The sequence below is a fragment of the Micromonospora sp. GCM10011541 genome (genome assembly GCF_042650725.1).
Classification (GTDB): domain Bacteria; phylum Actinomycetota; class Actinomycetes; order Mycobacteriales; family Micromonosporaceae; genus Micromonospora; species Micromonospora sicca.
Genome location: NZ_JBHSBP010000101.1, coordinates 22,649 through 44,930, shown reverse-complemented (window position 1 = coordinate 44,930; position 22,282 = coordinate 22,649). Strand labels below are relative to the sequence as shown.

Annotated in this window: 24 protein-coding genes, 1 tRNA gene and 1 pseudogene; 13 read left to right on the top strand and 13 right to left on the bottom strand. The window is 71.1% G+C overall.

Annotated elements, in window-relative coordinates:
* Positions 1-14: 14 nt before the first annotated feature.
* Positions 15-797, bottom strand: a complete 783-nt coding sequence (locus tag ACFOYX_RS34045; protein ID WP_322443414.1) for a helix-turn-helix transcriptional regulator — start codon at positions 795-797, stop codon at positions 15-17.
* Positions 798-993: 196 nt separating this feature from the next.
* On the opposite strand from ACFOYX_RS34045, the gene ACFOYX_RS34040 reads away from it, so the two are divergent.
* The 12 genes and pseudogenes from ACFOYX_RS34040 (at position 994) to ACFOYX_RS33985 (ending at position 10,115) form a co-directional block, all read left to right on the top strand.
* Positions 994-1,326 carry a hypothetical protein gene (locus ACFOYX_RS34040; protein ID WP_322443413.1) on the top strand — a complete coding sequence of 111 codons (333 nt, stop codon included), beginning with the start codon at positions 994-996 and terminating at the stop codon, positions 1,324-1,326.
* A 117-nt stretch (positions 1,327-1,443) separates the two neighbouring features.
* Positions 1,444-2,376: a hypothetical protein gene (locus ACFOYX_RS34035; RefSeq protein WP_322443412.1), complete on the top strand. Its 933-nt coding sequence runs from the start codon at positions 1,444-1,446 to the stop codon at positions 2,374-2,376.
* Positions 2,377-2,485: 109 nt separating this feature from the next.
* Positions 2,486-3,362: pseudogene (locus tag ACFOYX_RS34030) on the top strand (FtsK/SpoIIIE domain-containing protein).
* A complete protein-coding gene (locus ACFOYX_RS34025; protein ID WP_322443411.1) occupies positions 3,359-3,550 on the top strand; it encodes a hypothetical protein in 192 nt (63 codons plus the stop codon). The pseudogene ACFOYX_RS34030 and the gene ACFOYX_RS34025 overlap by 4 nt, the downstream one beginning before the upstream one ends.
* A gap of 89 nt (positions 3,551-3,639) precedes the next feature.
* Positions 3,640-4,155 (top strand): hypothetical protein, encoded by a 516-nt coding sequence (locus ACFOYX_RS34020; protein WP_322443410.1) that lies wholly within the window; start codon positions 3,640-3,642, stop codon positions 4,153-4,155.
* Complete coding sequence (locus ACFOYX_RS34015; protein WP_322443409.1) at positions 4,152-4,574, top strand: hypothetical protein; 423 nt, start codon at positions 4,152-4,154, stop codon at positions 4,572-4,574. Before ACFOYX_RS34020 ends, ACFOYX_RS34015 begins: the two co-directional genes overlap by 4 nt.
* Before the next feature lie 776 nt (positions 4,575-5,350).
* Complete coding sequence (locus ACFOYX_RS34010) at positions 5,351-5,698, top strand: RRQRL motif-containing zinc-binding protein (RefSeq protein ID WP_322443416.1); 348 nt, start codon at positions 5,351-5,353, stop codon at positions 5,696-5,698.
* Positions 5,695-5,976 carry a hypothetical protein gene (locus ACFOYX_RS34005; protein WP_322443408.1) on the top strand — a complete coding sequence of 94 codons (282 nt, stop codon included), beginning with the start codon at positions 5,695-5,697 and terminating at the stop codon, positions 5,974-5,976. The genes ACFOYX_RS34010 and ACFOYX_RS34005 overlap by 4 nt, the downstream gene beginning before the upstream one ends.
* A complete protein-coding gene (locus ACFOYX_RS34000; RefSeq protein WP_322443407.1) occupies positions 5,973-6,872 on the top strand; it encodes a hypothetical protein in 900 nt (299 codons plus the stop codon). The genes ACFOYX_RS34005 and ACFOYX_RS34000 overlap by 4 nt, the downstream gene beginning before the upstream one ends.
* Positions 6,869-8,458 carry a replication initiator gene (locus ACFOYX_RS33995; RefSeq protein WP_322443406.1) on the top strand — a complete coding sequence of 530 codons (1,590 nt, stop codon included), beginning with the start codon at positions 6,869-6,871 and terminating at the stop codon, positions 8,456-8,458. The genes ACFOYX_RS34000 and ACFOYX_RS33995 overlap by 4 nt, the downstream gene beginning before the upstream one ends.
* 155 nt (positions 8,459-8,613) lie before the next feature.
* Positions 8,614-8,820: a helix-turn-helix domain-containing protein gene (locus tag ACFOYX_RS33990; protein ID WP_322443405.1), complete on the top strand. Its 207-nt coding sequence runs from the start codon at positions 8,614-8,616 to the stop codon at positions 8,818-8,820.
* Positions 8,820-10,115, top strand: coding sequence for a tyrosine-type recombinase/integrase (locus ACFOYX_RS33985; RefSeq protein ID WP_322443404.1), 1,296 nt, complete (start codon positions 8,820-8,822; stop codon positions 10,113-10,115). Before ACFOYX_RS33990 ends, ACFOYX_RS33985 begins: the two co-directional genes overlap by 1 nt.
* Here ACFOYX_RS33985 and ACFOYX_RS33980 read toward each other — a convergent pair.
* Entirely contained in the window at positions 10,097-10,639 is a 543-nt protein-coding gene (locus tag ACFOYX_RS33980) for a DinB family protein (RefSeq protein ID WP_322443403.1), read from the bottom strand. The two genes, ACFOYX_RS33985 and ACFOYX_RS33980, sit on opposite strands and share 19 nt — an antisense overlap.
* Here ACFOYX_RS33980 and ACFOYX_RS33975 point away from each other — a divergent pair.
* Entirely contained in the window at positions 10,598-10,939 is a 342-nt protein-coding gene (locus ACFOYX_RS33975; protein WP_377534735.1) for a hypothetical protein, read from the top strand. The genes ACFOYX_RS33980 and ACFOYX_RS33975 overlap by 42 nt on opposite strands.
* Here ACFOYX_RS33975 and ACFOYX_RS33970 read toward each other — a convergent pair.
* The 11 genes from ACFOYX_RS33970 to ACFOYX_RS33920 form a co-directional block, all read right to left on the bottom strand.
* Positions 10,905-10,978: transfer RNA gene (locus tag ACFOYX_RS33970), tRNA-Pro, on the bottom strand. The two genes, ACFOYX_RS33975 and ACFOYX_RS33970, sit on opposite strands and share 35 nt — an antisense overlap.
* 183 nt (positions 10,979-11,161) lie before the next feature.
* Positions 11,162-12,568: a ribosome biogenesis GTPase Der gene (gene der / locus ACFOYX_RS33965; protein WP_322443401.1), complete on the bottom strand. Its 1,407-nt coding sequence runs from the start codon at positions 12,566-12,568 to the stop codon at positions 11,162-11,164.
* Positions 12,565-13,245 carry a (d)CMP kinase gene (gene cmk, locus ACFOYX_RS33960; protein WP_322443400.1) on the bottom strand — a complete coding sequence of 227 codons (681 nt, stop codon included), beginning with the start codon at positions 13,243-13,245 and terminating at the stop codon, positions 12,565-12,567. The genes der and cmk overlap by 4 nt, the downstream gene beginning before the upstream one ends.
* 191 nt (positions 13,246-13,436) lie before the next feature.
* Complete coding sequence (locus ACFOYX_RS33955) at positions 13,437-14,198, bottom strand: pseudouridine synthase (RefSeq protein ID WP_109805725.1); 762 nt, start codon at positions 14,196-14,198, stop codon at positions 13,437-13,439.
* Positions 14,185-15,162 (bottom strand): SMC-Scp complex subunit ScpB, encoded by a 978-nt coding sequence (gene scpB, locus ACFOYX_RS33950; RefSeq protein WP_377534726.1) that lies wholly within the window; start codon positions 15,160-15,162, stop codon positions 14,185-14,187. Before scpB ends, ACFOYX_RS33955 begins: the two co-directional genes overlap by 14 nt.
* The gene (locus ACFOYX_RS33945; protein ID WP_322443398.1) at positions 15,159-16,199 is read right to left on the bottom strand and encodes a segregation/condensation protein A; all 1,041 of its coding nucleotides are present in this window, start codon (positions 16,197-16,199) and stop codon (positions 15,159-15,161) included. Before ACFOYX_RS33945 ends, scpB begins: the two co-directional genes overlap by 4 nt.
* Before the next feature lie 53 nt (positions 16,200-16,252).
* Positions 16,253-17,176 (bottom strand): ParA family protein, encoded by a 924-nt coding sequence (locus ACFOYX_RS33940; RefSeq protein WP_109804356.1) that lies wholly within the window; start codon positions 17,174-17,176, stop codon positions 16,253-16,255.
* Positions 17,177-17,369: 193 nt separating this feature from the next.
* Complete coding sequence (locus ACFOYX_RS33935) at positions 17,370-18,362, bottom strand: site-specific tyrosine recombinase XerD (protein ID WP_377534731.1); 993 nt, start codon at positions 18,360-18,362, stop codon at positions 17,370-17,372.
* Positions 18,363-18,373: 11 nt separating this feature from the next.
* A complete protein-coding gene (ald, locus tag ACFOYX_RS33930) occupies positions 18,374-19,489 on the bottom strand; it encodes an alanine dehydrogenase (protein WP_322443395.1) in 1,116 nt (371 codons plus the stop codon).
* 429 nt (positions 19,490-19,918) lie between these two features.
* On the bottom strand, positions 19,919-20,524 hold the full coding sequence (locus ACFOYX_RS33925) for an NUDIX hydrolase (protein WP_322443393.1): 606 nt from the start codon (positions 20,522-20,524) through the stop codon (positions 19,919-19,921).
* Positions 20,521-22,278: a CTP synthase gene (locus ACFOYX_RS33920; RefSeq protein ID WP_322443391.1), complete on the bottom strand. Its 1,758-nt coding sequence runs from the start codon at positions 22,276-22,278 to the stop codon at positions 20,521-20,523. Before ACFOYX_RS33920 ends, ACFOYX_RS33925 begins: the two co-directional genes overlap by 4 nt.
* Positions 22,279-22,282 lie beyond the last annotated feature (4 nt).

The window sequence follows — 22,282 nt, the reverse complement described above, 5'->3', positions numbered from 1 at the left end:
ACCGCTGCCAACTGTCAGCTCACCACTGCTGAACCGACCCCGCCATGCTCACAGTCAGGCCAGACGGCCCGCTTCTTCCCGAGGACTCGGTTGAAGCTGGCGACGTAGCTGTCGAAGAGGTCGCCGCCGCCGAGCCGGCGCAGGTGCAGTACCGGGGCGTAGGCGGCTGGTGTGCCGTAGAGGTGGGTGTTGACCAGCATCTCGTCGTCGAAGCGGTAGATAGAGTTGTAGAGGATCGTGTCGTGGTAGTAGATCCCGACGTTGTCCAGGTCTCGTAGGTCCTTGTAGAAGGCCAGGGCATTCAGGATCTTGCTCGACATGGCTTCGCCGATGCCCTCGTCGTCGCCACGCTCAGTGATGTTCTTACCCTCCGGGTCGCCGAACAGCAGCTCGACCTGGGCGCCGGCCAACGCCTTGTCTCGCAGCGTCGGCACCCATCGATGGTTGAACTCCGGCAGGAACAGCCCGCCATAGACAAGCACGCCGACCTGCCGGGTGGCCTTCTCCAGGAGCTGCTGCCAGAGGTCCGTCGGCACCGCCCCGCGGCGCGGGTAGATGTGGACGACCTCGGACTGGCTGACTTGCACGGCTCGCTGCGTCGGCAAAGCATCCGGCCACAGGTACGACTCGCTCTCGTCCAGCAGCTCCGCGATGGAGTTGCGGTAGCGCGGATACGGGTTGCGGTTCTGCGTGATCCACCGCTCGACGGTCTTCGGATCGACGCCGAGCTGGTCTGCGAGATTGGCCGGCGTTAGACCCTTCTTCAGCAAGCCGCTGCGCAGCCGATCATTCGGCATCGTGACTCCTCCATCCTCGACCGGGGACGACTGAGAGGGACGACTCACCGTAGCAAGGACGTCCCTAGTCGTCCATAGCGCGTGGTGAACTCTTCACTACCGATCGACGCACCCTGATTCCACAAGAGCTGCCGTCCAGGGAGGACGTATCTGGCCCACCGATGCGGGGCCAGCTCACGAGTTGAAGGAGTCAGTCATGGGACGTCTGCTGCTGGACACCTCGCGGGTGTCGTACGAGGTGTCGGTGAACCCGGTGCCGAAGCTGGACCAGAACGGTCAGCAGAAGTTCGACCGGGAGACGAAGAACCCGATGTGGACCGTGCACCTCTACGCCCTCGTCGAGGGGAGCGCGGAGGTCATCAACGTGACGGTGGTCAACCCGGTGATGCCGCCGGTGACCGTTCGTCAGCCGGTGCAGCCGGTGGACCTGGAGGCGCTGCCCTGGGTCAACGACCGGGACGGGAAGGTCCGTTCGGGTGTGGCGTTCCGGGCCTCGGGCCTGACGCCGCTGGACACCGCCGCGGCGTAGCGGCGGGCGTGTCATCTGCTCCAACAGAAGTGGTGGACACGGGCTCGCTGGTGATTGGCGTCGTCTGCGAGCCCGCGTCCTGTCAACAATTCCGGTCCCGTGTTGGGAGGACTTGTCGTGTCCAAGTCTAGCCAGAGGTCCCCGTTCGGCTGGTCGAACCGTGGGGGCACCGTCACCGTCATCGAAGCTCCGGTCGCCCGTTCCTACCGTCGCCGGGCCACCATCGCCTTCTGGGTCAATCTCGGCGTCGTCGGCCTCCTGGCCGCCACCGTCGCCTCGCACTACCTGCACCCCATCGTGGGCGCCCTGCTCGGCGGCCTCATCGGCGCCGCCTGCGGCGCGGTGGTGTTCGCGCTGATCGTGGCGTGGCCGGTCCTGCGCGTCTTCTGGCACTGGCTGCCGGAGATCCTGCTCGGACTGGCCGCCGTCTACGGCTGGAACGCGCTGATGCAGTCGACTCCGCTGTGGGGATCGCTGCTCGTCGTCGCCCTGGTCGTCGGCCTACCGGCCGCGATCGGCCCGGTCCGCCGCCGCGTCATGGCGTTCATCTGGTGCCTCGTGGTGCGGCACCGGCTGCGGCTGTGCTTCGCCGCGTTCATCGCCACGAACCGCTCCGGTTCGCTGCCGCTGATCCTTCCCGCGAAGCCGACCCCGGCCGGTGAACGGGTGTGGGTGTGGCTGCGCCCCGGCCTGTCGCTTCGGGATCTGGAGCAGGACGGCCAGGTGCAGAAGCTCGCCGTGGCGTGCTGGGCCAACGAGGTCCGCGTCATGCGCGCCTCCCGCCGCTACGCGGCGCTGATCCGCCTGGATATCACCCGCCGCGAACCCCTCGCGGCAACGATCGTCTCCCCGCTGCCGGATCACGTCCCGACCGACGTGCCGGCCAACGCTCCGACCTCCCCGGGCATGCCGCCGGTCGGCCTCGACCTGCCCGACGTGCCGGACACCCCGGCCACCCTCACCGCCGAGACGCCTCGGCCGCGCCGCCCGCGCAACACCCCCACCACCGGCACGAGCCCGAACGGGTTCGACCCCTCCGACTACGCCTGACCACCGGGACGGCGCGGACCGAGCACCCCTGACGGGTCGAGCGTACGCGCCTCTCCCTCCCCCGCCCTTGCTTGACATGTACGTGTCAACCGATCCCCGGGAGCCCGCCATGGACCTCACGGACACCATCGAACTACCCGCCACCCCGGTCGACACGGTGCCGGTCGGCGCGGGCCTGTCCATCTTCGACCCGGTGTTCCTCGGCATCGACGAGTTCGGCCAGGCCGTCTACCTGCCGATGATCTACCGCAACATCCTCATCGGCGGTGAGCCCGGCGCGGGCAAGTCCTCGCTGCTGAACACCATCGTCGGCCACGCGGCGCTGTGCCCGGATGTGCGGCTGTGCCTGCTGGATGGCAAGCAGGTCGAGCTCGGGCTGTGGGAGGAGGCCTGCGACGTGTTCGTCGGCCCCGACATCGAGCACGCCATCCGCACCCTGCGCCGGGTGCAGACGGTCATGGACAACCGCTACGCCTTCCTCAAGGCCCGGCGTCGCCGGAAGATCGGCCGCAACGACGTGTTCGGGCAGATCCTCGTCGCCTGCGACGAGATCGCCTACTTCTCCGCCACCCGCAGGCGACGAGAAGACGCAGAAGCTGTTCGCCGCGCTTCTGCGCGACATCGTCGCCCGTGGCCGCGCCGTCGGCATCATCATCGCCGCCGCGACTCAGCGCCCGTCCTCGGACATCATCCCCACCAGCCTGCGGGACCTGTTCGCGTGGCGGTTCGCCGGCCGCTGCACCACCGACGTCTCCTCCGACATCGTGCTCGGGCACGGCTGGGCCGCCCGCGGCTACTCCTCCAACACCATCGACCCCAACAACCAGGGCGCCGGCTACCTCATCTCCGAAGGCGGCATCCCCGCCCTGGTCAAGGCCGCCTACATGACCGACGCCGACATCATCCGCGTCGCCGACTACGCCGCCTGGACCCGCCGCCACACCCGCACCGACACCCCCGCCACCGAAACGACGGTGGCGGCATGAGCACCCGGACCGCTGTCCCGACCCGGGTCCTGGACCTGGTGCTCGTCGGCACCGGCGAGGACATCGCCGCACTGACCGCCATCGCCCGCCACGCGGGTGTGCTCGTCTTCCGCTCCGCACCCACCGCCGCCGGACCGCACGACAACCGGCAGCGGGTGTTCCTCCGGCTCCACCTGCACCACCGATAGAGGAACGGCCGACGAACCGGGACCTGCCCTGAGAAAGCGAACCCGGCCCGTCGGCCACCAACCACCGCCCACGAAAGGACGTGGCCGCCATGAACCCTACCCAAAAACAGCCCCACCCCGGCGCGCTGGCCGACCTGACTCCGGCCGACATCCTGCGCTGCGCCGCCCGCTACCTCGAACTGCACGGCTGGACGCAAGGCGTCTACTACCGCGTCACCCACGACACCCCGTTCCCGCCCGCCTGCGCTGCCGGTGCCATCGGCATGGCCGCTCACGGCCGCTGCATCTGGCTTCCGCACGACGTCAAGTCCAAGCCCGGCGCGCGCGACTACACCCGCGCTCTCGACGCCCTCTCCGACTTCCTCGACCTGAACGAGCCGCAGCCTCGGGAGACCGAGGACGACGACCCGACCTGTCCCCTGTCCTGGAACGACCGGCCCGGTCAGACCGCCGAGCAGGTCATCGCGACCCTCCTTGCCGCCGCCGACAACTACGACTGGGACCACGCCACCGAGGACGACCTCGAAAGCTACGCCGAGCACGCGTACAGCAACGAGCAGCTCCCGACCCTCAACGGCTTCCTTGCCTGGCTCGGTGCCCGATGAGCAACGTCGCCGCCCTGCCCACCGGCAACGTCCACGCCGTTCTCGACCGCGCCGCCCTCTACTTGGGCCGCTACGGCTGGACCCCGGCCGGCCTCTACGACACCCACGACGGGTGCACCGCGAAGTGCGCCTGCCACCGCACCGGCACCTACCCCGCGTCGGTCCTCGGCGCGATCCGGGCCGCCGTGTTCGGCGGGCCCCGCTGGTACCTCACCGGCGTCACCGACGCCGACCGGCACACCTACAGCGCCGCCGTCGAGTGGTTCAACACCTACCTCATCGCCGTCGGCCACGCCGGACTCCACGCCCCGGTCTTCGCCTGGGAAACCCTGCCCGGCCGCACGGCGGCCGAGGTCACCGAGGCGCTGTGCGCCGCCGCCATCGCCTACCGCAAGCACACCATCCGGAGGGCCGCATGAGCACCGCCGCCCACACCCCCGACCTGACACGTACGTGTCAAGACGACATCTCCACCGCCGCCCTGCTCCGCACCCTTGAAGCCGCCTGGGCGGCCATCCGTCACCAGCACCCCGAGGTCCAGGCGGCCGTCCTCGTCGTCGGCTCCGGCTCCCCCACCAAGCCCACTCAGGGCATGAAGTGGGGCCACTTCGCCGCCCTGCGCTGGCAGCACGGCGACACCCAACTCCCCGAAATCCTCATCTCCGGCGAGGGCCTGTCCCGCGAACCCGAAGCCGTTTTCACCACCCTGCTGCACGAGGCCACCCACGCCCTGGCCGACGTCCGCGGCGTTCAGGACACCTCCCGGCAGGGCCGCTGGCACAACAAGAAGTTCTCAGCCCTCGCGGCGGAGCTCGGTATGTCCACGACCAAGGACGACAAGCTCGGCTACTCCCCCTGCACCCTCACCGACATCACCCGCGCCCGCTACCGGGCCGTCATCACCGACCTCACTGACGCGCTGCGCTTCTACCGCCACCCCGAACCCACCGGGGACGGCAAGCAGCGCACGAATAACAACAACGGCGTCTCGTGCGAGTGCGAGTGCCCCCGCAAGCTGCGCATCTCCACCACGGCCTTCGAGGAAGGCCCGATCGTCTGCGCCGTCTGCGGCGCCGCGTTCCTGCCCGAGGACGTCGACCGCGACACCTACGAGCACCCCACCTTCACCACCGGCGCCTCCGCCGGCGACGACGACCACGACCAGGACGACGCCGACCGGGAGGCCGACGACCCGATGGTGTTCTACGACCCGACCGGCGAGCGCTACGGCCTGCCGACGTACCCCTTCAAACTCGCTCCCGACGGGCTGCTCACCCGCCGCCAGCTCCGCGCACGACAGCTGCGCCCCGGCGGCCAGGACCCCGCCGCGCAACTCATGTGGCGTCGCGGCAAGCGCGTCGCCTACCTCTACCGCCTCGACCTCGCCCGACCCAAGCGCACCGCCACCGCCGCCCAGCGCGCGGCCATCGACAAGGCGCTCACCACGCGGCGCACCTGCCCCGATTGCGGCCAGGTCAAGCCCTACTACATCCCCCGCCGCACCGGCGCATGCCTCGACTGCACCTCAGGAGGTGCCCGATGACCGACTCACCCGTCAACGTCGCCGCCCAGCAGCGCATGACTCCCGACGACTACGCCGTCACCACGATCGCCGGTGACTTCGCCGAGCGCGGCCCGCTCGCCTTCGAATCGTTCCTGTCCGGCTACTACGCCGAGTCCATCCGCATCATCCACGACGCCCACCTCACCGACTGCACCGCCGGTCACGGCGACCCCTGCGCCACCTGCGAGGCAATCCGCGCCGGACTCACCGGCATACACGCCGAGCAACGCGCCACCGACCCCAAGGCGGCGTCATGACCACCACCAAGAAGAACGGCCGCGTCTACGCCTACATCGGCGCGTTCTCCGGCGGCGCTGTCTCCGTCGCCGCCAACATCGCCCACTCGTTCATCGCCCCGAAGAACGCTCCGGCCGACTGGAGCCCGGAGCCGGGAGCGGTGGTCTCCGCGGTCGTGTGGCCGCTGTTCCTGTTCATCGCCATCGAGATCCTTGCTCGCACGCCCTGGCCGACGGGCTGGGGCTGGAACGTGCTGCGCTGGGTCGGGCTACCGCCCGTCGCCCTGGTCGCCGCGTTCGTGTCCTACAGGCACCTGTCCGGACTGCTCGACCACTACAACGAGGAAACCCTCGTCGTCTGGTTCGGTCCCCTCGCCGTGGATGGCCTGATGCTCATGGCCACCTCCGCGCTCCTCGCCACCGGAAACCGCACCACCCGGCCCACCGAACTCGTCCCGGCACCTGCGCCGGCCACCACCGCCGAGGCCCCGTCACCCGACATCCCGGCCTTGCCGCTGGTCCGCCCGGCCGCCGCGGCCCCGGCCACCAACCCCGCACCCGACACCGACACCGATCTGCGCCCCATCGAACCCGTCAACCCGCCCACCCCGGGCGAGGACACCGACACCCCGACGACGGTCGAGCCCACCCCGGACACCGCCGACATGGACCCGACCCCGGCACCTGTGGCGGCGCAACCGGTGACCGCCGGTCTGCCGCCCGCGCTGCTGTCCAACGCCCGGCTCGTCGCCGCCGCGCATGAGCAGGCCCACGGTGAACCGATCAACCCGGGCCAGCTCGCCGTCCGGCTGCGCGTACCCACCCACACGGCCGCCGACCTCCTGACGGCCCTCACCAACCAACCGACCCTCAACGACCACCAGCACAACGGCACTGCCGTGGGAGCCACCGCGTGACCTCCTCGACGCTGCCTCTCGCACCCGGGACCACCACGGTCCCGGGTACGGGAGCCTCCGCCGAGCCCGACGCCGGCTACTGGCCCTGGGCTGCACCCACCTCCACCCGCCCCGTCGACGACGGCTGGGTACGAGGGCATGACCCCCGCACCGTCGCCTCCGGTCGCGCCCGCGCTCAGGACCCCGACTACCCGGACTGGCTCGGCCACGTCCGCGCCGCGTCGGCGTGCAAGCACCCGATCCGCCTCGCCGGGCAGATCCACGTCAACGACCGCGACGGCAACCGCATGGCCACCATCGACACCGAGGACATGCCCGACGGCGCGATCTACACCCCGTGCGGCAACCGCCGCGCCGCCGTCTGCCCCTCCTGCGCCGAGGTCTACCGCCGCGACACCTACCACCTCATCAAGGCCGGGCTCCAAGGCGACCGGTGGGGCCTGCCGCCCCTGCACGAGCACATCGCCATCTTCCTCACCGCCACCGCCCCCTCCTTCGGCCCCGTGCACCACCGGGTCGTGAAGGTCCACGCCGCGGACTGCCGCCGCAAGGACGGCTGCACCTGCCGCGCCTCCGCCTGCCACCCGTTCGGCCGCACCTGCCCCCACGGCGTCGACCTGCGCTGCGGACAGCGACACAAGGCCGGTGACGGGCAGCTCGGGCAACCGCTGTGCCTGGACTGCTACGACCACACCGCCCAAGTCGTGTGGAACCACGAAGCACCGGAACTGTGGCGCCGCACCATCCAACAGGTCGACCGGGAACTCCGCCGCCTCGGCCGCGCCCACGGTGTGGAGCTGCGCCGCCGCTACATCAAGGTCTACGAATTCCAGGTACGCGGCGTCATCCACTACCACGCCCTGATCCGCCTCGACGGCCACAACCCCGACTGCCCCGGCGCGATCGTCCCCCCACCCCGTCAGATCACCCGGGACATGTTCGAGGAAGCCGCCCGGGCCGCCTTCGTCAAGACGGCCTACACCTCCGCGCCCCACCCGGCCAATGGCGGGCAGGGCTGGCACATCGCGTGGGGCGACAAGGGCTTGGACCTCAAGCACGTCAACGCTCCCGGCGGTGAGGTCAACCTCGCCCAGATCACCGGCTACATCGCCAAGTACGTCACCAAGAGCACCGAAGTCACCGGCCTCAGCCTGCGCCGCGTCGACGGCCTCTCCGCCGACGTCCACGGCGACCCGCGCACCCACCTCGGGCGGCTCATCCGCGCCTGCTGGGACCTCGGCGAGCACCCCGATTACACCCGGCTGCGCCGGTGGGCGCACCAGTTCGGCTACGGCGGCCACATCACCACCAAGAGCCGCGCCTTCTCCGCCACTCTCGGCTTCATCCGCATGCAGCGCACCATCTGGCGGCGCACCGAAGGCCACCGCCACACCTGGGACGACGAACAAGCCGAACAGGTCATCTACGAACTCGGCTACCACGCCACCGGCTGGATCACCACCGGCGACGCCCTCCTGGCCAACACCGCCGCCGCCATGGCCCGCGCCCGACACCTCGCCGGCCTCGACGCCCTGGCCGACGAACTGGCGCAGCAGCGCACCGCCACCCGATCCCTGGCCGCTTGACACGTACGTGTCAACGGCCCCGTGAGCCCGTTCCTTGACAACTCCACAGCGGACACGAGCACCAGCCCCGGTCCCGGCATTTACGGCAGCACCCGCCCCGACGACAGCAGCAACCGCCGCAACCACACCCCCTCAACAACCGAAGGAGGCACCACATGAACAGGAGCCCGGCCCCGATCGTGCCGAAGTGGCACTCCCCCGCCGAGGTCGCCGCGATCCTCGGCTATGGCCTGTCGAAAGTGAAGATGAAGATTGCCACTGGGGAACTGCGGTCGATCAAGGACGGCCAGTACCGACGCATCCTGCCGGAATGGATCGATGAGTACATCCAAGCGCAGATCGACCGGGAGGAGGCGGCCTGATGCCCGGCAAACGCGCCAACGGCGAAGGCTCGATCTTCCCGTACCGGAACGGCTTCGCCGCCTACGTCTGGGTCACCAAGCCCGACGGCAAACGCGCCCGCAAATACGTCTACGGCAAGACGCGGGAGGAGGTCCACGACGAGTGGGTCCGGCTGCACCAGCAAGCCAAGGCGGGACCGGTCGCCACGAACGTCCCCACGGTCGCGAACTACATGACGTACTGGCTCGCCGAGATCGTGGAGCCGAACCTTGCCCCGCTGACCTACGCCACCTACGAGACGCTGACGCGCCTCTACATCGTGCCCGGCCTGGGCGCCAAGCGGCTCGATGGCCGTCTGTCCGTGCGGGAGGTACAGACCTGGCTCAACAAGGTCGCCAAGACCTGCCAGTGCTGCGCGCAGGGCAAGGACGAACGCCGGCCACCGAAGAACCGGAAGTGCTGCGCGGTCGGCCGGTGCTGCCAGGATCTCCCCTCGGGCCGGACGGTCAAGGGAATCCGCGCTGTTCTCCGCTCCGCCCTTTCCCAAGCCGTCGTGGAGGAACTGCTTGCCAAGAACGTCGCCGCACTCGTCAAGCTGCCGCCGATCCGCGCCCGCAAGGGAAAGTCGTGGAGCAGCGAGGAAGCTCGCGCCTTCCTGGAATCGTCCCGCGACGGCGACGACTACCTCTACGCCGCCTACGTCTTGGTCCTGGTGCTCGGCCTGCGCAAGGGCGAAGTACTCGGGCTCACCTGGGACCGCATCGAGTGGGACGGCTGGGACAAGCCCTGCGTCCCGCACGGGGAGGAGTTGTGCGAGCACTGCCGCGACGACCACGACATCAGCCTCGTCATCGACAAGCAGCTCCAACGAGTACGCGGCCAGCTTCTGCACCGGGCCACCAAGACCGAGGAGTCCGACGCTCCCCTACCCTTGCCGGCCATTTGCGTCACCGCCCTGCGGCACCGCTACCGGCAACAGGAGACGGCCAAAGAGAAGGCGGGCGAGGCGTGGCACGACACCGGCATGATCTTCACGACCCGCTACGGGCTGCCGGTCGAGCCGCGGAACTTCAACCGCTCCTACGACAGCCGCATCGCCAACGCCGGCGTCCCGAAGATCACGGTCCACGACGCCCGGCGCACCTGCGGTTCGCTCCTGGTCGACCTGGACGTGCATCCCCGGATCGCGATGGCGATCCTGAGACACGCAGACTTCTCGATCACGATGGAGATCTACAGCCAGGTCTCGTCCAAGGCCACGCGAGAAGCCCTGCGGAAGCTCGGCGAGAGCCTCGATCAATCCTGCCAGCGGTAGAGGTCGCGCAGCAGGGAAATCTCGGCACCGTGATGGATCAGCTCCCTGTTGACGTGCAGGACGATGCCCTCCACGGGAAACCGCTCGGGACCCACCGTGGGCGGATTCTCCAAGTCAGCGTCTGAGAGCTCGCGGACCCCCGCGTTCCATCTCCCATACATCTCATCGAGCTGTTTCAGCGCCTCGTCAGCGGTCCCCGCGTAGGCGAATGTCTGCGAGTCGACGTCCTGGCCGCCGAAGTGCCATCCGACCCGATAGCCCAGGCAGGAGACGATGATGTGCGCCAGCCGCCAGGCAATCGTGGTCACCGGCGCCGGCACCGGGTCAGGGGACGCGAAGTCCATCGTCCATTCCCCCGAACCTACCGACATCGGTGCTGCCGACGTGCCACGTGGGCGGATGCTCCAGCAGCCGCGCACCGGCTCCCAGAAGTACTCCTCATCGGCAAGACCGTGCAGCCGCGGCCGTAGATTTTTGTGCCAGTGCCGGTCCAGCTGGTCCGCGAGTCGCTCGCTTCTTGTCACTTCCGCACACTACATACAACGCAGACCTGGCTGCCGACCCTCGTGGACGCCGTCGCCGGCATGACAGCCTCGACCGATGACATGACGGCTGATCAAGACCGCACACTCCCGCCCGAGAACAGCATGAGTAACGCGAGCGCGATGCCAGAGCCTTCGACCGGCATGGTCGAAGATGGCGACGACTCAATGAGCCGTTGCCGTACTTCGCTGCTGTACAAGATCAGAAAAGGCCATCCGGAAGATCCCGAATGGCCTCTGACCTGCGTCGGGACGGCCGGATTCGAACCGACGACCCCTTGACCCCCAGTCAAGTGCGCTACCAAGCTGCGCCACGTCCCGATGCCCCCGCGCGGTTTCCCCCGCGACAGCCGGTTCAGTTTAGCGCAGGATCTTCCGGAAGCGCGCACGCCCCCTCCCGCGCCGCCGGCCCCACCCGCACATCCTCTAGAGCGTCCTAGGAGGTTGGTGCGGGTAGCGGAAACGCCGGGCGGCGCGGGGGCCGCCCGGCGTTCGGACGTACGGTCAGCCGTGGGCCTTGCCGCGGCCGCCCGGGCCGAGCTTCTTGCGCGGGCGTACCGAGATCTCCACCGGACTGCCCTCGAAGCCGAACTCCTCGCGGAGCTTGCGCTCGACGAAGCGCTGGTAACCGGCGTCCAGCGGCGCGGTGGTGAAGAGCACGAACCGCGGCGGCGCGACCCCTGCCTGGGTGGCGAAGAGGATCTTCGGGGCCCGGCCGCCGCGCACCGGGTGCGGGGTGGCCTGGACCAGCGCGGTGAGCCACTGGTTGAGCTGCGCGGTCGGCACCCGGGTCTCCCAGCTGGCCAGGGCCTTGCGCAGCGCCGGGGCGAGCTTGTCCACGGCCCGGCCGGTCATGGCGGACAGGTTCAGCCGGATCGCCCAGGGGATTCGGCGCAGCTCCCGCTCGATCTCCTTGTCCAGGTAGTACCGGCGGTCGGCGTCGACCAGGTCCCACTTGTTGAAGGCGATGACCAGGGCCCGGCCGGCCTCGGTGACCATGGAGAGGATCCGCTGGTCCTGCTCGCTGATCGGCTCGCTGGCGTCGAGCAACACCACCGCGACCTCGGCCGCCTCGATCGCCCCGGCGGTCCGCAGACTGGCGTAGTACTCGGTGCCGCTGGCCTTGCTGACCCGCTTGCGCAGCCCGGCGGTGTCCACCAGCTGCCAGGTCTCGCCGCCGATCTCCGCCAGGCTGTCGACCGGGTCGACGGTGGTGCCGGCGACCGAGTCGACGACCGCGCGCAGCTCACCGGAGAAGCGGTTGAGCAGGCTGGACTTGCCGACGTTGGGCCGGCCGACGAGGGCCACCCGGCGGGGACCGCGCGGCCGGTTCTCGACGATCTTCGGCGCCTCGGGCAGCGCCTCAAGAATGGCGTCGAGCAGGTCACCCGAGCCCCGGCCGTGCAGCGCGGAGACCGGGAACGGTTCACCGAGGCCGAGCGACCAGAGCGCGGTCGCCTCCATCTCGATGGCCGTGTTGTCGGTCTTGTTCGCCACCAGGATGACCGGCTTGGCGCTGCGCCGCAGCATCTTCACCGCGGCCTCGTCCACATCGGTCGAACCGACCATCGCGTCGACCACGAAGAGCACCACGTCGGCGGTGGCGACGGCCGTCTCGGCCTGCGCGGCGATCGCCGCGGCCCGGTCCTTGGCGTCGGGCTCCCAACCACCGGTGTCCACCACCGTGAAGGCCCGACCATTCCACTGGGCGTCGTACGGCACCCGGTCCCGGGTCACCCCGGGGATGTCCTCGACGACCGCCTGGCGGCGGCCGATGAGGCGGTTGACCAGCGTCGACTTGCCCACGTTCGGGCGGCCGACCACGGCCACCACGGGCTGCGGGCCGGACGGCTCCTCGGTGTCGAGGTCCGGCTCGCGCAGCTCCACCCAACCAGTGCTGTCGTCGGTCATGCCACACCCCGTTCGATGAGCAGCTGGCGCAGCCGGGCGACGACCTCGTCGATGCCCAGCTCGGTGGTGTCCAGCACCACCGCGTCCGGGGCCTGCTGCAACGGGTTGATCTTGCGGGTCGAGTCGAGCTTGTCGCGGCGGGCCAGGTCGGCGGCGGTGGCCGCCACGTCGGCGGCGTCCTCGGCGCTGCGCCGCTGGGCGCGGGCCGCCTCGGAGGCGGTCAGGTAGACCTTCAGGTCGGCGTCGGGCGCCACCACCGAGCCGATGTCGCGGCCCTCGACCACGATCCGGCGGGCGTTGGCGATGATCTGCCGCTGCCGGGCGACGAGCATCTCCCGGACCGCCGGCACCGCGGCCACCGCGGAGACCGAACCGGTCACCTCCGGCCCGCGGATCTCCTTGTCGATGTTCACGCCGTCGGCGGTCACGCCGTACCCCTGGGGGTCGGTGCCGATGCGCAGGTCCACCTCGCCGGCGACCTTGGCCACCGACTCCGCGTCGGTCAGGTCGACCCCGGAGCGCAGCACCGTCCAGGTGAGCGCCCGGTACATCGCGCCGGTGTCCAGGTAGCGGGCGTCCAGGCTGACGGCGAGCCGCCGCGAGACGGTGGACTTACCCGAACCGGATGGCCCGTCCACAGCGACCACGCACCGCCCGGTCCGTTCGTTCTCCCCCACCGTGTTCCTCCTCAGCCCGTACCTCGCGGGTCGCCGGTTCTTCCGGCGCCGTTGAGCGGTTGTCCTTCGTCAATGATGCCCGCGATGCCGTCCGGGCACGCGCGCGACGCCGCCGGGCGCGACCCGCGACACGCGCGGTCCACCTCGGCCGCGAGGAAGCCTACCCTCAGCGGTACCCGGAACGGCTCCGGTCAGTCGCCGACGGCCTTGAACAGCGCGGCGACCTCGGCGTTGGTCAGCCGGCGGGTCCGCCCGGCGCGCAGGTCACCCAGCCGGATCGGCCCGATCGAGGTACGCACCAGCCGGGCCACCGGGTGCCCCACCTCGGCCAGCAGCCGCCGGACGATGTGTTTGCGTCCCTCGTGCAGGGTCAGCTCCACCTGGGCGGTTTTGCCCAGCGTGTCCACCACCTTGAAGGACTCAACCGTCACCGGGCCGTCCTCCAGCTCCACTCCGGCCATCAGCCGCTTGCCCAGGTTGCGCGGGATCGGCCCGGCCACCTCGCACAGGTACGTCTTCGACACCCCGTACGACGGGTGCATCAGCCGGTGGGCGAGGGTGCCGTCGTTGGTGAGCAGCAGCAGCCCCTCGCTGTCCGCGTCGAGCCGCCCGACGTGGTAGACCCGCTGCTCCACGCGGTTGCCGAGGAAGTCGGCGAGCGCGGTGCGCCCCTTCTCGTCCGCCATGGTGGAGACCACCCCGCGGGGCTTGTTCATGGCCAGGTAGACCAGCCGGGTGTCGACGACGAGACGCTCGCCGTCGACGTGGATCACGGCGGTGGCCGGGTCGACCTTGTCGCCGAGCTTCGCGACCCGCCCGTCGACGGTCACCCGGCGCCGGAAGATCAGGTCCTCGCAGGCGCGGCGGGAGCCCACGCCGGCGGCGGCCATCACCTTCTGCAGGCGCTCGCCCTCGGGCGCGTCGGTACGGATGGTGCGGTCATCGCGTGGCATCGGCAAGCTCTTCTACGTCGTCGGGGAGGAACGGGGCGAGCGGCGGCAGGTCGTGCACCGAGTTCAGCCCGAGCTTCTCCAGGAACATCGTGGTCGTCCGGTACAGGAACGCCCCGCTGTCGGGTTCGGTGCCGCACTCCTCGACCAGGCCGCGGGAGACCAGCGTACGGATCACCCCGTCGCAGTTCACACCGCGGATGGCGGAGATCCGCGACCGCGTGACCGGCTGCTTGTAGGCGATCACGGCAAGTGTCTCCAGCGCGGCCTGGGTCAGTCGTACCGACTGCCCGTCCAGCACAAACCGTTCGACGTAGGTCGCGTATTCCGGGCGGGTGTAGAGACGCCAGCCACCCGCCGCCCGGCGCAGCTCGAAACCGTGCCCGGCCGCGGTGTAGCCGGCGGCGATCTCGTCCAGCATCGGGCCGATCCGCTCGGCCGGCTGCTCCAGCACCTCGGCGAGGGTGAGTTCGCTGGCCGGCTCGTCCACCACCAGCAGGATCGCCTCCAGCGCGCCGCGCAGCTCGGCGTCGTCCAGCTCGGGCGCCGGCTCCGGCGCGGGCGTCGCCCGCCGCCGCCCCGCCGGCTGCTTCTTCGGTACGCCCGCGGCGGCGCCCCGCTCCCCCGGCTCCACCTGCGCCGCGGCCTCGTCCGCCGAGTCGGCCTGCTCCGCCGGCTCCCCCACCGAGTCGACGTGCTCCGCCGGCTTTCCGGCCGAATCGGCGGCGACGCCGGCCGGTCCGGTCGGGTCACCGTCGACCGCCGACGGAACCTGGTCAGCGCTCGCTGCCGGCGCGGGGTCGGCCGGCTCTTCCGGCATGTCGCCGGATTCGGGCTGCTGCGGGGACGGCTCGTCCTCGCGCGAGTCCGGGGAGGGGGTGGGGCGGGGCGGGGCGGGGCGTTCCCACGGGGGGACCCAGGCGGCGGCCTGGTCGGCCAGGGTGTCCCGGCCCTCCTCGTCGCTCATCGCGCTCCCTCCTCCGTCGTTCGCGTCTCGTCGCCCGGCTCCCCCGGCCGCGGCGCGGGCACCCCGCCGTCGCCGGCCACGGCCCGCGCGGACCCGCCCGCATCACCGTCGCCGGGCGGCGGGGCGGCCTCCGCCGGCTCCGGGGAACCCGCGTACTCGTCGATGTGCAGCTCGGTGTCGCCCTCGCTGGGGCCGGTCCAGCGGACGGTCAGCTCCTCCAGGGCCTGCTCCTGGACGAAGGCGACCAGGCCCTCCCGGTAGAGCTCCAGCAGGGCGAGGAAGCGGGCCACCACCTCCAGGGTGATCTCGCAGTCGGCGCAGAGCAGCGAGAAGGTGGCGATGCCGGCGCGGCGCAGCCGTTCGGCGAGGATCCCGGCGTGCTCACGGACACTGACCCGGACCATGTGCACGTGCGCGATGGACACCTCGGGCACCGGCCTCGGGGTCATCGCCTTCAGCGCCAGCTTGAGCAGCCGCTCCGGGCCGATGCCGAGCACCAGGTCGGGCAGCGCCTCGGCGTACCGGGGCTCCAGGGTGACCGCGCGGGGGTAGCGGCGGCCGCCGACGGCCTCCAGCTCGGCGATGTGCGCCGCGGCCTCCTTGTACGCCTTGTACTGCAGCAGCCGGGCGAAGAGCAGGTCCCGCGCCTCCAGCAGGGCGAGGTCCTCCTCGTCCTCCACCTCGGCGGCGGGCAGCAGCCGGGCCGCCTTGAGGTCGAGCAGGGTGGCCGCGATCAGCAGGAACTCGCTCGTCTCGTCCAGGTCCCACTGGTCGCCCATCGCCCGGATGTAGGCGATGAACTCGTCGGTGACCTTGTGCAGCGCCACCTCGGTGACGTCGAGCTTGTGCTTGCTGATGAGCTGGAGCAGCAGGTCGAACGGGCCGGTGAAGTTGGCCAGCCGGACGGTGAACCCGCTGGTCTCGGGGGCGTCCCCGGCGGGCAGCACACCGTCGACCTCCGCGGCCGGCTCGGCGGCGACCGCCGGGTCGGCGGCGCCGGGCGGCGCGGCGGGTGGGTCGAGGGGCGGTGCGGTCACCCGACGACCGTAGTGGACGGGCCGGACGGGCCGGTGACCTGGTGCACCCCCGACTACCGGTCCGTCTGGGCGGCGATCACCTCACGGGCCAGCTGCCGGTAGTTGCGCGCGCCGGACGACGCCGGGTCGAGCGTGGTGATCGGGGCGCCGGCGACGGTCGACTCGGGGAACTTGACGGTCTTGGTGATCACCGTCTGGTAGACCTTGTCGCCGAAGGCCTCCACCACCCGCTGGAGCACCTGGCGGCAGTGCGTGGTGCGGCTGTCGTACATGGTGGCGAGGATGCCCTCGAGCTCCAGGTCGAAGTTGAGGCGCTCGCGGACCTTGTCGATGGTGTCCAGCAGCAGCGCCACGCCGCGCAGGCTGAAGAACTCGCACTCCAGCGGGATGAGCACGCCGTGCGCGACGGTCAGCGCGTTGATCGCCAGCAGGCCCAGCGAGGGCTGGCAGTCGATCAGGATGAAGTCGTACTCCTTGCGGACGGTGCGCAGCACGCGCGCCAGCGCCATCTCGCGGGCGACCTCGTTGACCAGCTGGATCTCGGCGGCGGAGAGGTCGATGTTGGCGGGCAGCAGGTGCAGGCCGGCCACGTCGGTCTTGATCAGGACGTCCTCGGCGGTGACGTCGTCCTGCATGAGGAGGTTGTAGACCGACAGGTCGAGGTTGTGCGGGTTGACCCCCAGGCCGACCGACAGGGCGCCCTGCGGGTCGAAGTCGACCAGCAGCACCTTGCGGCCGTACTCGGCGAGCGCGGCGCCCAGGTTGATGGTCGTCGTGGTCTTGCCGACGCCGCCCTTCTGGTTGGCCATCGCGATGATCCGCGCCGGGCCGTGCCGGTCCGTCGGCATGGGCTCCGGGATGGGCTTGCGCATCGTGTACGCGGCCGGGTCGGCCGGACCGAGGTCCGCGCCGAGCGACGCCTGCTGCTCGCGGAGCTCCGACGTCCAGGCGTCGGCACGGTCACCGTTGCCAGCCATGTCCTCGTTGCCCCCTCCCGACGACCACCCGGCGTCGGAGCCGTCCGACGTCCTTCGCGGCGCCGCTGCGCACCCCGGTTCGTCGCCCCAGGAGGTCCGCGCCGATGCCGACTGTACGCCACGCGCCAGCAGCGCGTTCGGTACCCGGTCGGCGTGTCGGACGCACCGGCCGGTCAGGACGGTCGGGGCCGACTCACCCGCGGGCGCGCGGGTGCGCGGTGGCGTACACCTCGCGCAGCCGCTCCACAGTGACCAACGTGTACACCTGGGTGGTGGTCACCGAGGCATGGCCGAGCAACTCCTGCACCACCCGCACGTCGGCGCCGCCGTCGAGCAGGTGGGTGGCGTACGAGTGGCGCAGGGTGTGCGGGGAGACCGCGCCCGCACCGTCCACCGGCAGGCCGGCGCGCTCGGCGGCGCGGCGCAGGATGGTCCAGGCGCCCTGCCGGGACAGCGCGCCGCCGCGGGCGTTGACGAAGACCGCCGGGGTGCCCCGGCCGGCGGCGACCAGCGCCGGACGGCCCCGGACCAGCCAGGCGCGCAACGCCTCGACCGCGTACCCGCCGATCGGGACGAGGCGGGTCCGGCCGCCCTTGCCGCGCAGCACCACCGCGCCGTCGTCGGTGTCCAGGTCGTCCACGACCAGGCCGACGGCCTCGGAGATGCGCGCCCCGGTGCCGTACAGGAACTCCAGCAGCGCCCGGTCGCGCAGCGCGAGCGGCGCCTGGTCGCCGGTGGCGGTCGCCGCGCCGGCGGTCTCCAGCAGCCGGACCACGTCGTCGACCGGCAGCGCCCTTGGCAGCCGGCGCGGCGGCGTCGGCGGGCGCACGTCCCGGCTGGGGTCGGCGGCGGCCATCCCCTCGCGCAGCGCGAAGCGGTGCAGGCCGCGCACCGCGCTGGCCGCCCGGGCCGCCGACGACACCGCGAGCGGCGGGTGCTCGTCGTCCCCGGCGCGCAGCCGGGCCAGGTGGGCCTCGACCTGGGTCGCGCCGACCGCGGCCAGGTCGGTCACCCCGGCCGCGGCGAGCGTGGCCAGGTAGCGGTCGAGATCCCGGCGGTACGACGAGAGCGTGTTCGCCGACAGCCCCCGCTCGACGGTGAGGTGGTCGAGGTAGCCGCGCACGGCACGGCGCAGGGCCGGCGCGGGCTCCACACCCGTGCCGGCCCCGGCCGATGTCGCGGTCAGCCCGTCGCCCCTCAGGCCAGCACGTCCGCCAGCGGCAGGGTGGCCATCCCGTGCGCCTCGGCGACCGGGCCGTAGACGACCTGACCCTGGTGGGTGTTCAGGCCCAGGGCGAGGGCCGGGTCGCGGCGCAGCGCCTCGCGCCAGCCGTGGTTGGCCAGCTCCAGGGCGTACGGCAGGGTGACGTTGGTCAGCGCGTGGGTGCTGGTGTTCGGCACCGCGCCGGGCATGTTCGCCACGCAGTAGAAGATCGACTCGTGCACCTTGTAGACCGGGTCGGCGTGCGTGGTGGGACGCGAGTCCTCGAAGCAGCCGCCCTGGTCGATGGCGATGTCGACGAGCACACTGCCCGGCTTCATCCGGGAGACCAGCTCGTTGGAGATGAGCTTCGGCGCCTTGGCACCCGGCACCAGCACCGCGCCGATGACCAGGTCCGCGTCCACCACGGCCCGCTCGATCTCGTACGCGTTGGAGGCGACGGTCTGCAGGTGGCCCCGGTAGATCGCGTCGGCCTGGCGCAGCCGGGCGACGTTCTTGTCCAGCAGCAGCACCTCGGACTGCAGGCCCAGCGCGATGGCGGCGGCGTTCATGCCGGAGACGCCGGCGCCGATGACCACGGTCTTGGCCGCGTAGACGCCGGAGACGCCGCCCGGCAGGACACCGCGCCCGCCGCCGGTGCGCATCATGTAGAAGGCGCCCACCTGCGGGGCGAGCCGGCCGGCCACCTCGGACATCGGGGCGAGCAGCGGCAGCGAGCGGTCGGGCAGCTCGACCGTCTCGTACGCGATGCCGGTGACCTTGCGGTCGATCAGCGCGTCGGTGCACTCCTTCGAGGCGGCCAGGTGCAGGTAGGTGAAGAGCACCTGCCCCTCGCGCATCCGGTGGTACTCCTCGGCGATCGGCTCCTTGACCTTGAGCACCAGCTCGGCGGCGTCCCACACCTCGTCGGCGGTGGCGAGGATCTTGGCGCCGGCGGCGGCGAACTCGTCGTCGCTGATGCTCGAGCCGACCCCGGCGCCGGACTCGACGAAGACCTCGTGACCGTGGCGGGTGAACTCGTTGACGCCCGCGGGCGTGATCGCCACGCGGTACTCGTGGTTCTTGACCTCGCGTGGGATTCCGACCTTCACGATGCAGACACCTCTCTTCGGGGCTGCCCACCCCCGACTGCTCGGCGCCGCGACGGCCCCATTGCCGGCGCGGTCCACCGGTCCCGCCGGCGGCAGTCTAGGCCCGCCGGCCCGCCCCGGGAGCCAGCACAGTGACATCCGGTGCGCGGTCGTGCTGACGAAGTGTCAGGCGTCGACCGGGCCGGCGGTGGAGACCACCTCAGCCGTCAGGACAGTGTTCGCGCTCATCGTCCCACCGGCGGCGCGGCGGTGCGGACAGGATCGCCGGCGATCATCAAGGTGTCCGCACATCTGGGGCCTCATCGACGGCATCCTGATCCTGGTCAACGGTGGCGTCGAAGGACAGGGCCGCCCGCTGCGGGACTGATCTCCGAGCAGACGACAGGGGCCGCGCGGTGACACCGCGCGGCCCCTTCTCGTCTCGCCCCGTCAGCGGGGCAGTGGCGCGTCCGGCCGGCGCAGCTCGGCGAAACCGGTCTCACGGGCGCGGGCGGCGGCGAGCAGCCCGGCCACGCAGGAGGCGTTGGTGATCTCCCCGGCCAGCACCATCCGGACCGCCTCGTCGAGGTCGATCCGGACGACCTGGAGGTCGGCCTCCTCGTCGCGGCGGTCGTGCCGCTGGTCGGCGGGCACGTCGGCCAGGTCGCGGGCCAGGAAGACCCGGACCACCTCGTTCGAGAAGCCCGGCGAGCTGTGCAGGTCCACCAGGACGTCGACGGCCCCGGCGGTCAGGTCGGCCTCCTCGGCCAGCTCCCGGGCCGCCGCCGCGGCCAGGTCCTCGCCGCTGACGTCCATCAGCCCGGCCGGCAGCTCCCACAGGTGCCGGCCGACCGGGTGCCGGTACTGGCGGATCAACACCACCTGACCGGCGTCGTCCAGGGCCACCACGGCCACCGCTCCGACGTGCCGGACGTAGTTACGGGCCGCGGTGCCGCCACCGGGCATCGTGACGTCGTCGCTGACCAGCGAGAAGATCCGGCCGGACCAGATCTCCCGGTGCTCGGTCACCTCGTAGCGGTGCTCGACGGCGCTCACGACGCCGACGCCACCTTCGCGGCGGCGGCGCCGTTACGGCTGGCCTTCTTCGCCGGCGGGGCGTCCACCGGCGCGCCGTCCAGGTCCACCGGGAGCTGGTCGGCCTCGGAATACGCGATGGCGGCCTTGACGAAACCGGCGAAGAGCGGGTGCGGCCGGGTCGGCCGGCTCTTCAGCTCCGGATGCGCCTGGGTGGCCACGAAGAACGGGTGCAGGCCGCGGTCCAGCTCGACGAACTCGACCAGCCGGCCGTCCGGCGAGGTGCCGGAGATGTGCAGCCCGGCCTTGGTGAGCTGGTCCCGGTAGGCGTTGTTCACCTCGTACCGGTGCCGGTGCCGCTCGCTGACCTCGGTGCTGCCGTACGACTCGGCGACCAGTGAGCCCTCGGCCAGCTTCGCCGGGTACGCCCCGAGCCGCATGGTGCCGCCCAGGTCGCCGCGGCCGGCGACGATGTCCTCCTGGTCGGCCATGGTGGCGATGACCGGGTGCTTGGCGTCCTCGTCGAACTCCAGCGAGTTCGCCCCGTCCAGGCCGGCCAGGTGGCGGGCCACCTCGATGGTCATGCACTGCAGGCCGAGGCAGAGCCCGAGCAGCGGGATGCCGTTCTCCCGGGCGTACCGGGCGGTGCCGATCTTGCCCTCGATGCCGCGGACGCCGAAGCCGCCGGGGATGACGATGCCGTCCACGCCGGCCAGGGCGGCCGCCGCGCCGGCCGGGGTGACGCAGTCGTCGCTGGGCACCCAGCGCAGCTGCACCCGGGCCCGGTGGCCGAACCCGGCGGCACGGATCGCCTCGCTGACCGACAGGTACGCGTCGGGCAGGTCGACGTACTTGCCGACCACCGCGACGGTGACCGTGTGGTGCGGCTGGTGCACCCGGTCCAGCAGGTCGTCCCAGCTGGCCCAGTCCACGTCCCGGAAGGAGAGCCCGAGCCGGCGCACCACGTACGCGTCGAGGCCCTCCCGGTGCAGCACCTTCGGGATGTCGTAGATGCTCGGCGCGTCCGGGGCGGCGACGACCGCCTCCCGGTCCACGTCGCAGTAGAGCGAGAGCTTCTCCTTGAGCTTCTCCGGGATCTCCCGGTCGCAGCGCAGGACGATGGCGTCGGGCTGGATACCGATGCTGCGCAGCTGCGCCACCGAGTGCTGGGTCGGCTTGGTCTTCAGCTCGCCGGACGGCGCCAGGTACGGCACCAGCGAGACGTGCAGGTAGAAGCAGTTGTCCCGGCCCAGGTCGTGGCGGACCTGGCGGATCGCTTCCAGGAACGGCAGCGACTCGATGTCGCCGACCGTGCCGCCGACCTCGGTGATCACCACGTCCGGCACCTGGCCCTCGGCGTCCGGGTCGGCCATGCCGAGGATGCGGGACTTGATCTCGTTGGTGATGTGCGGGATGACCTGGACGGTGTCGCCCAGGTACTCGCCGCGCCGCTCCTTGGCGATCACGTCCGAGTAGATCTGCCCGGTGGTGACGTTCGCCTTGCCGGACAGCGCCCGGTCGAGGAACCGCTCGTAGTGGCCCACGTCGAGGTCGGTCTCGGCGCCGTCCTCGGTGACGAAGACCTCACCGTGCTGGAACGGATTCATCGTCCCCGGGTCGACGTTGAGGTACGGGTCGAGCTTCTGCATCACCACGCGCAGTCCGCGCGCGGTCAGCAGATTGCCGAGGCTGGAGGCGGTGAGGCCCTTACCCAGCGAGGAGGCGACGCCCCCGGTGACGAAAATGTGCCTGGTCGTCCGTGCTGAAGGGGCCAACGCC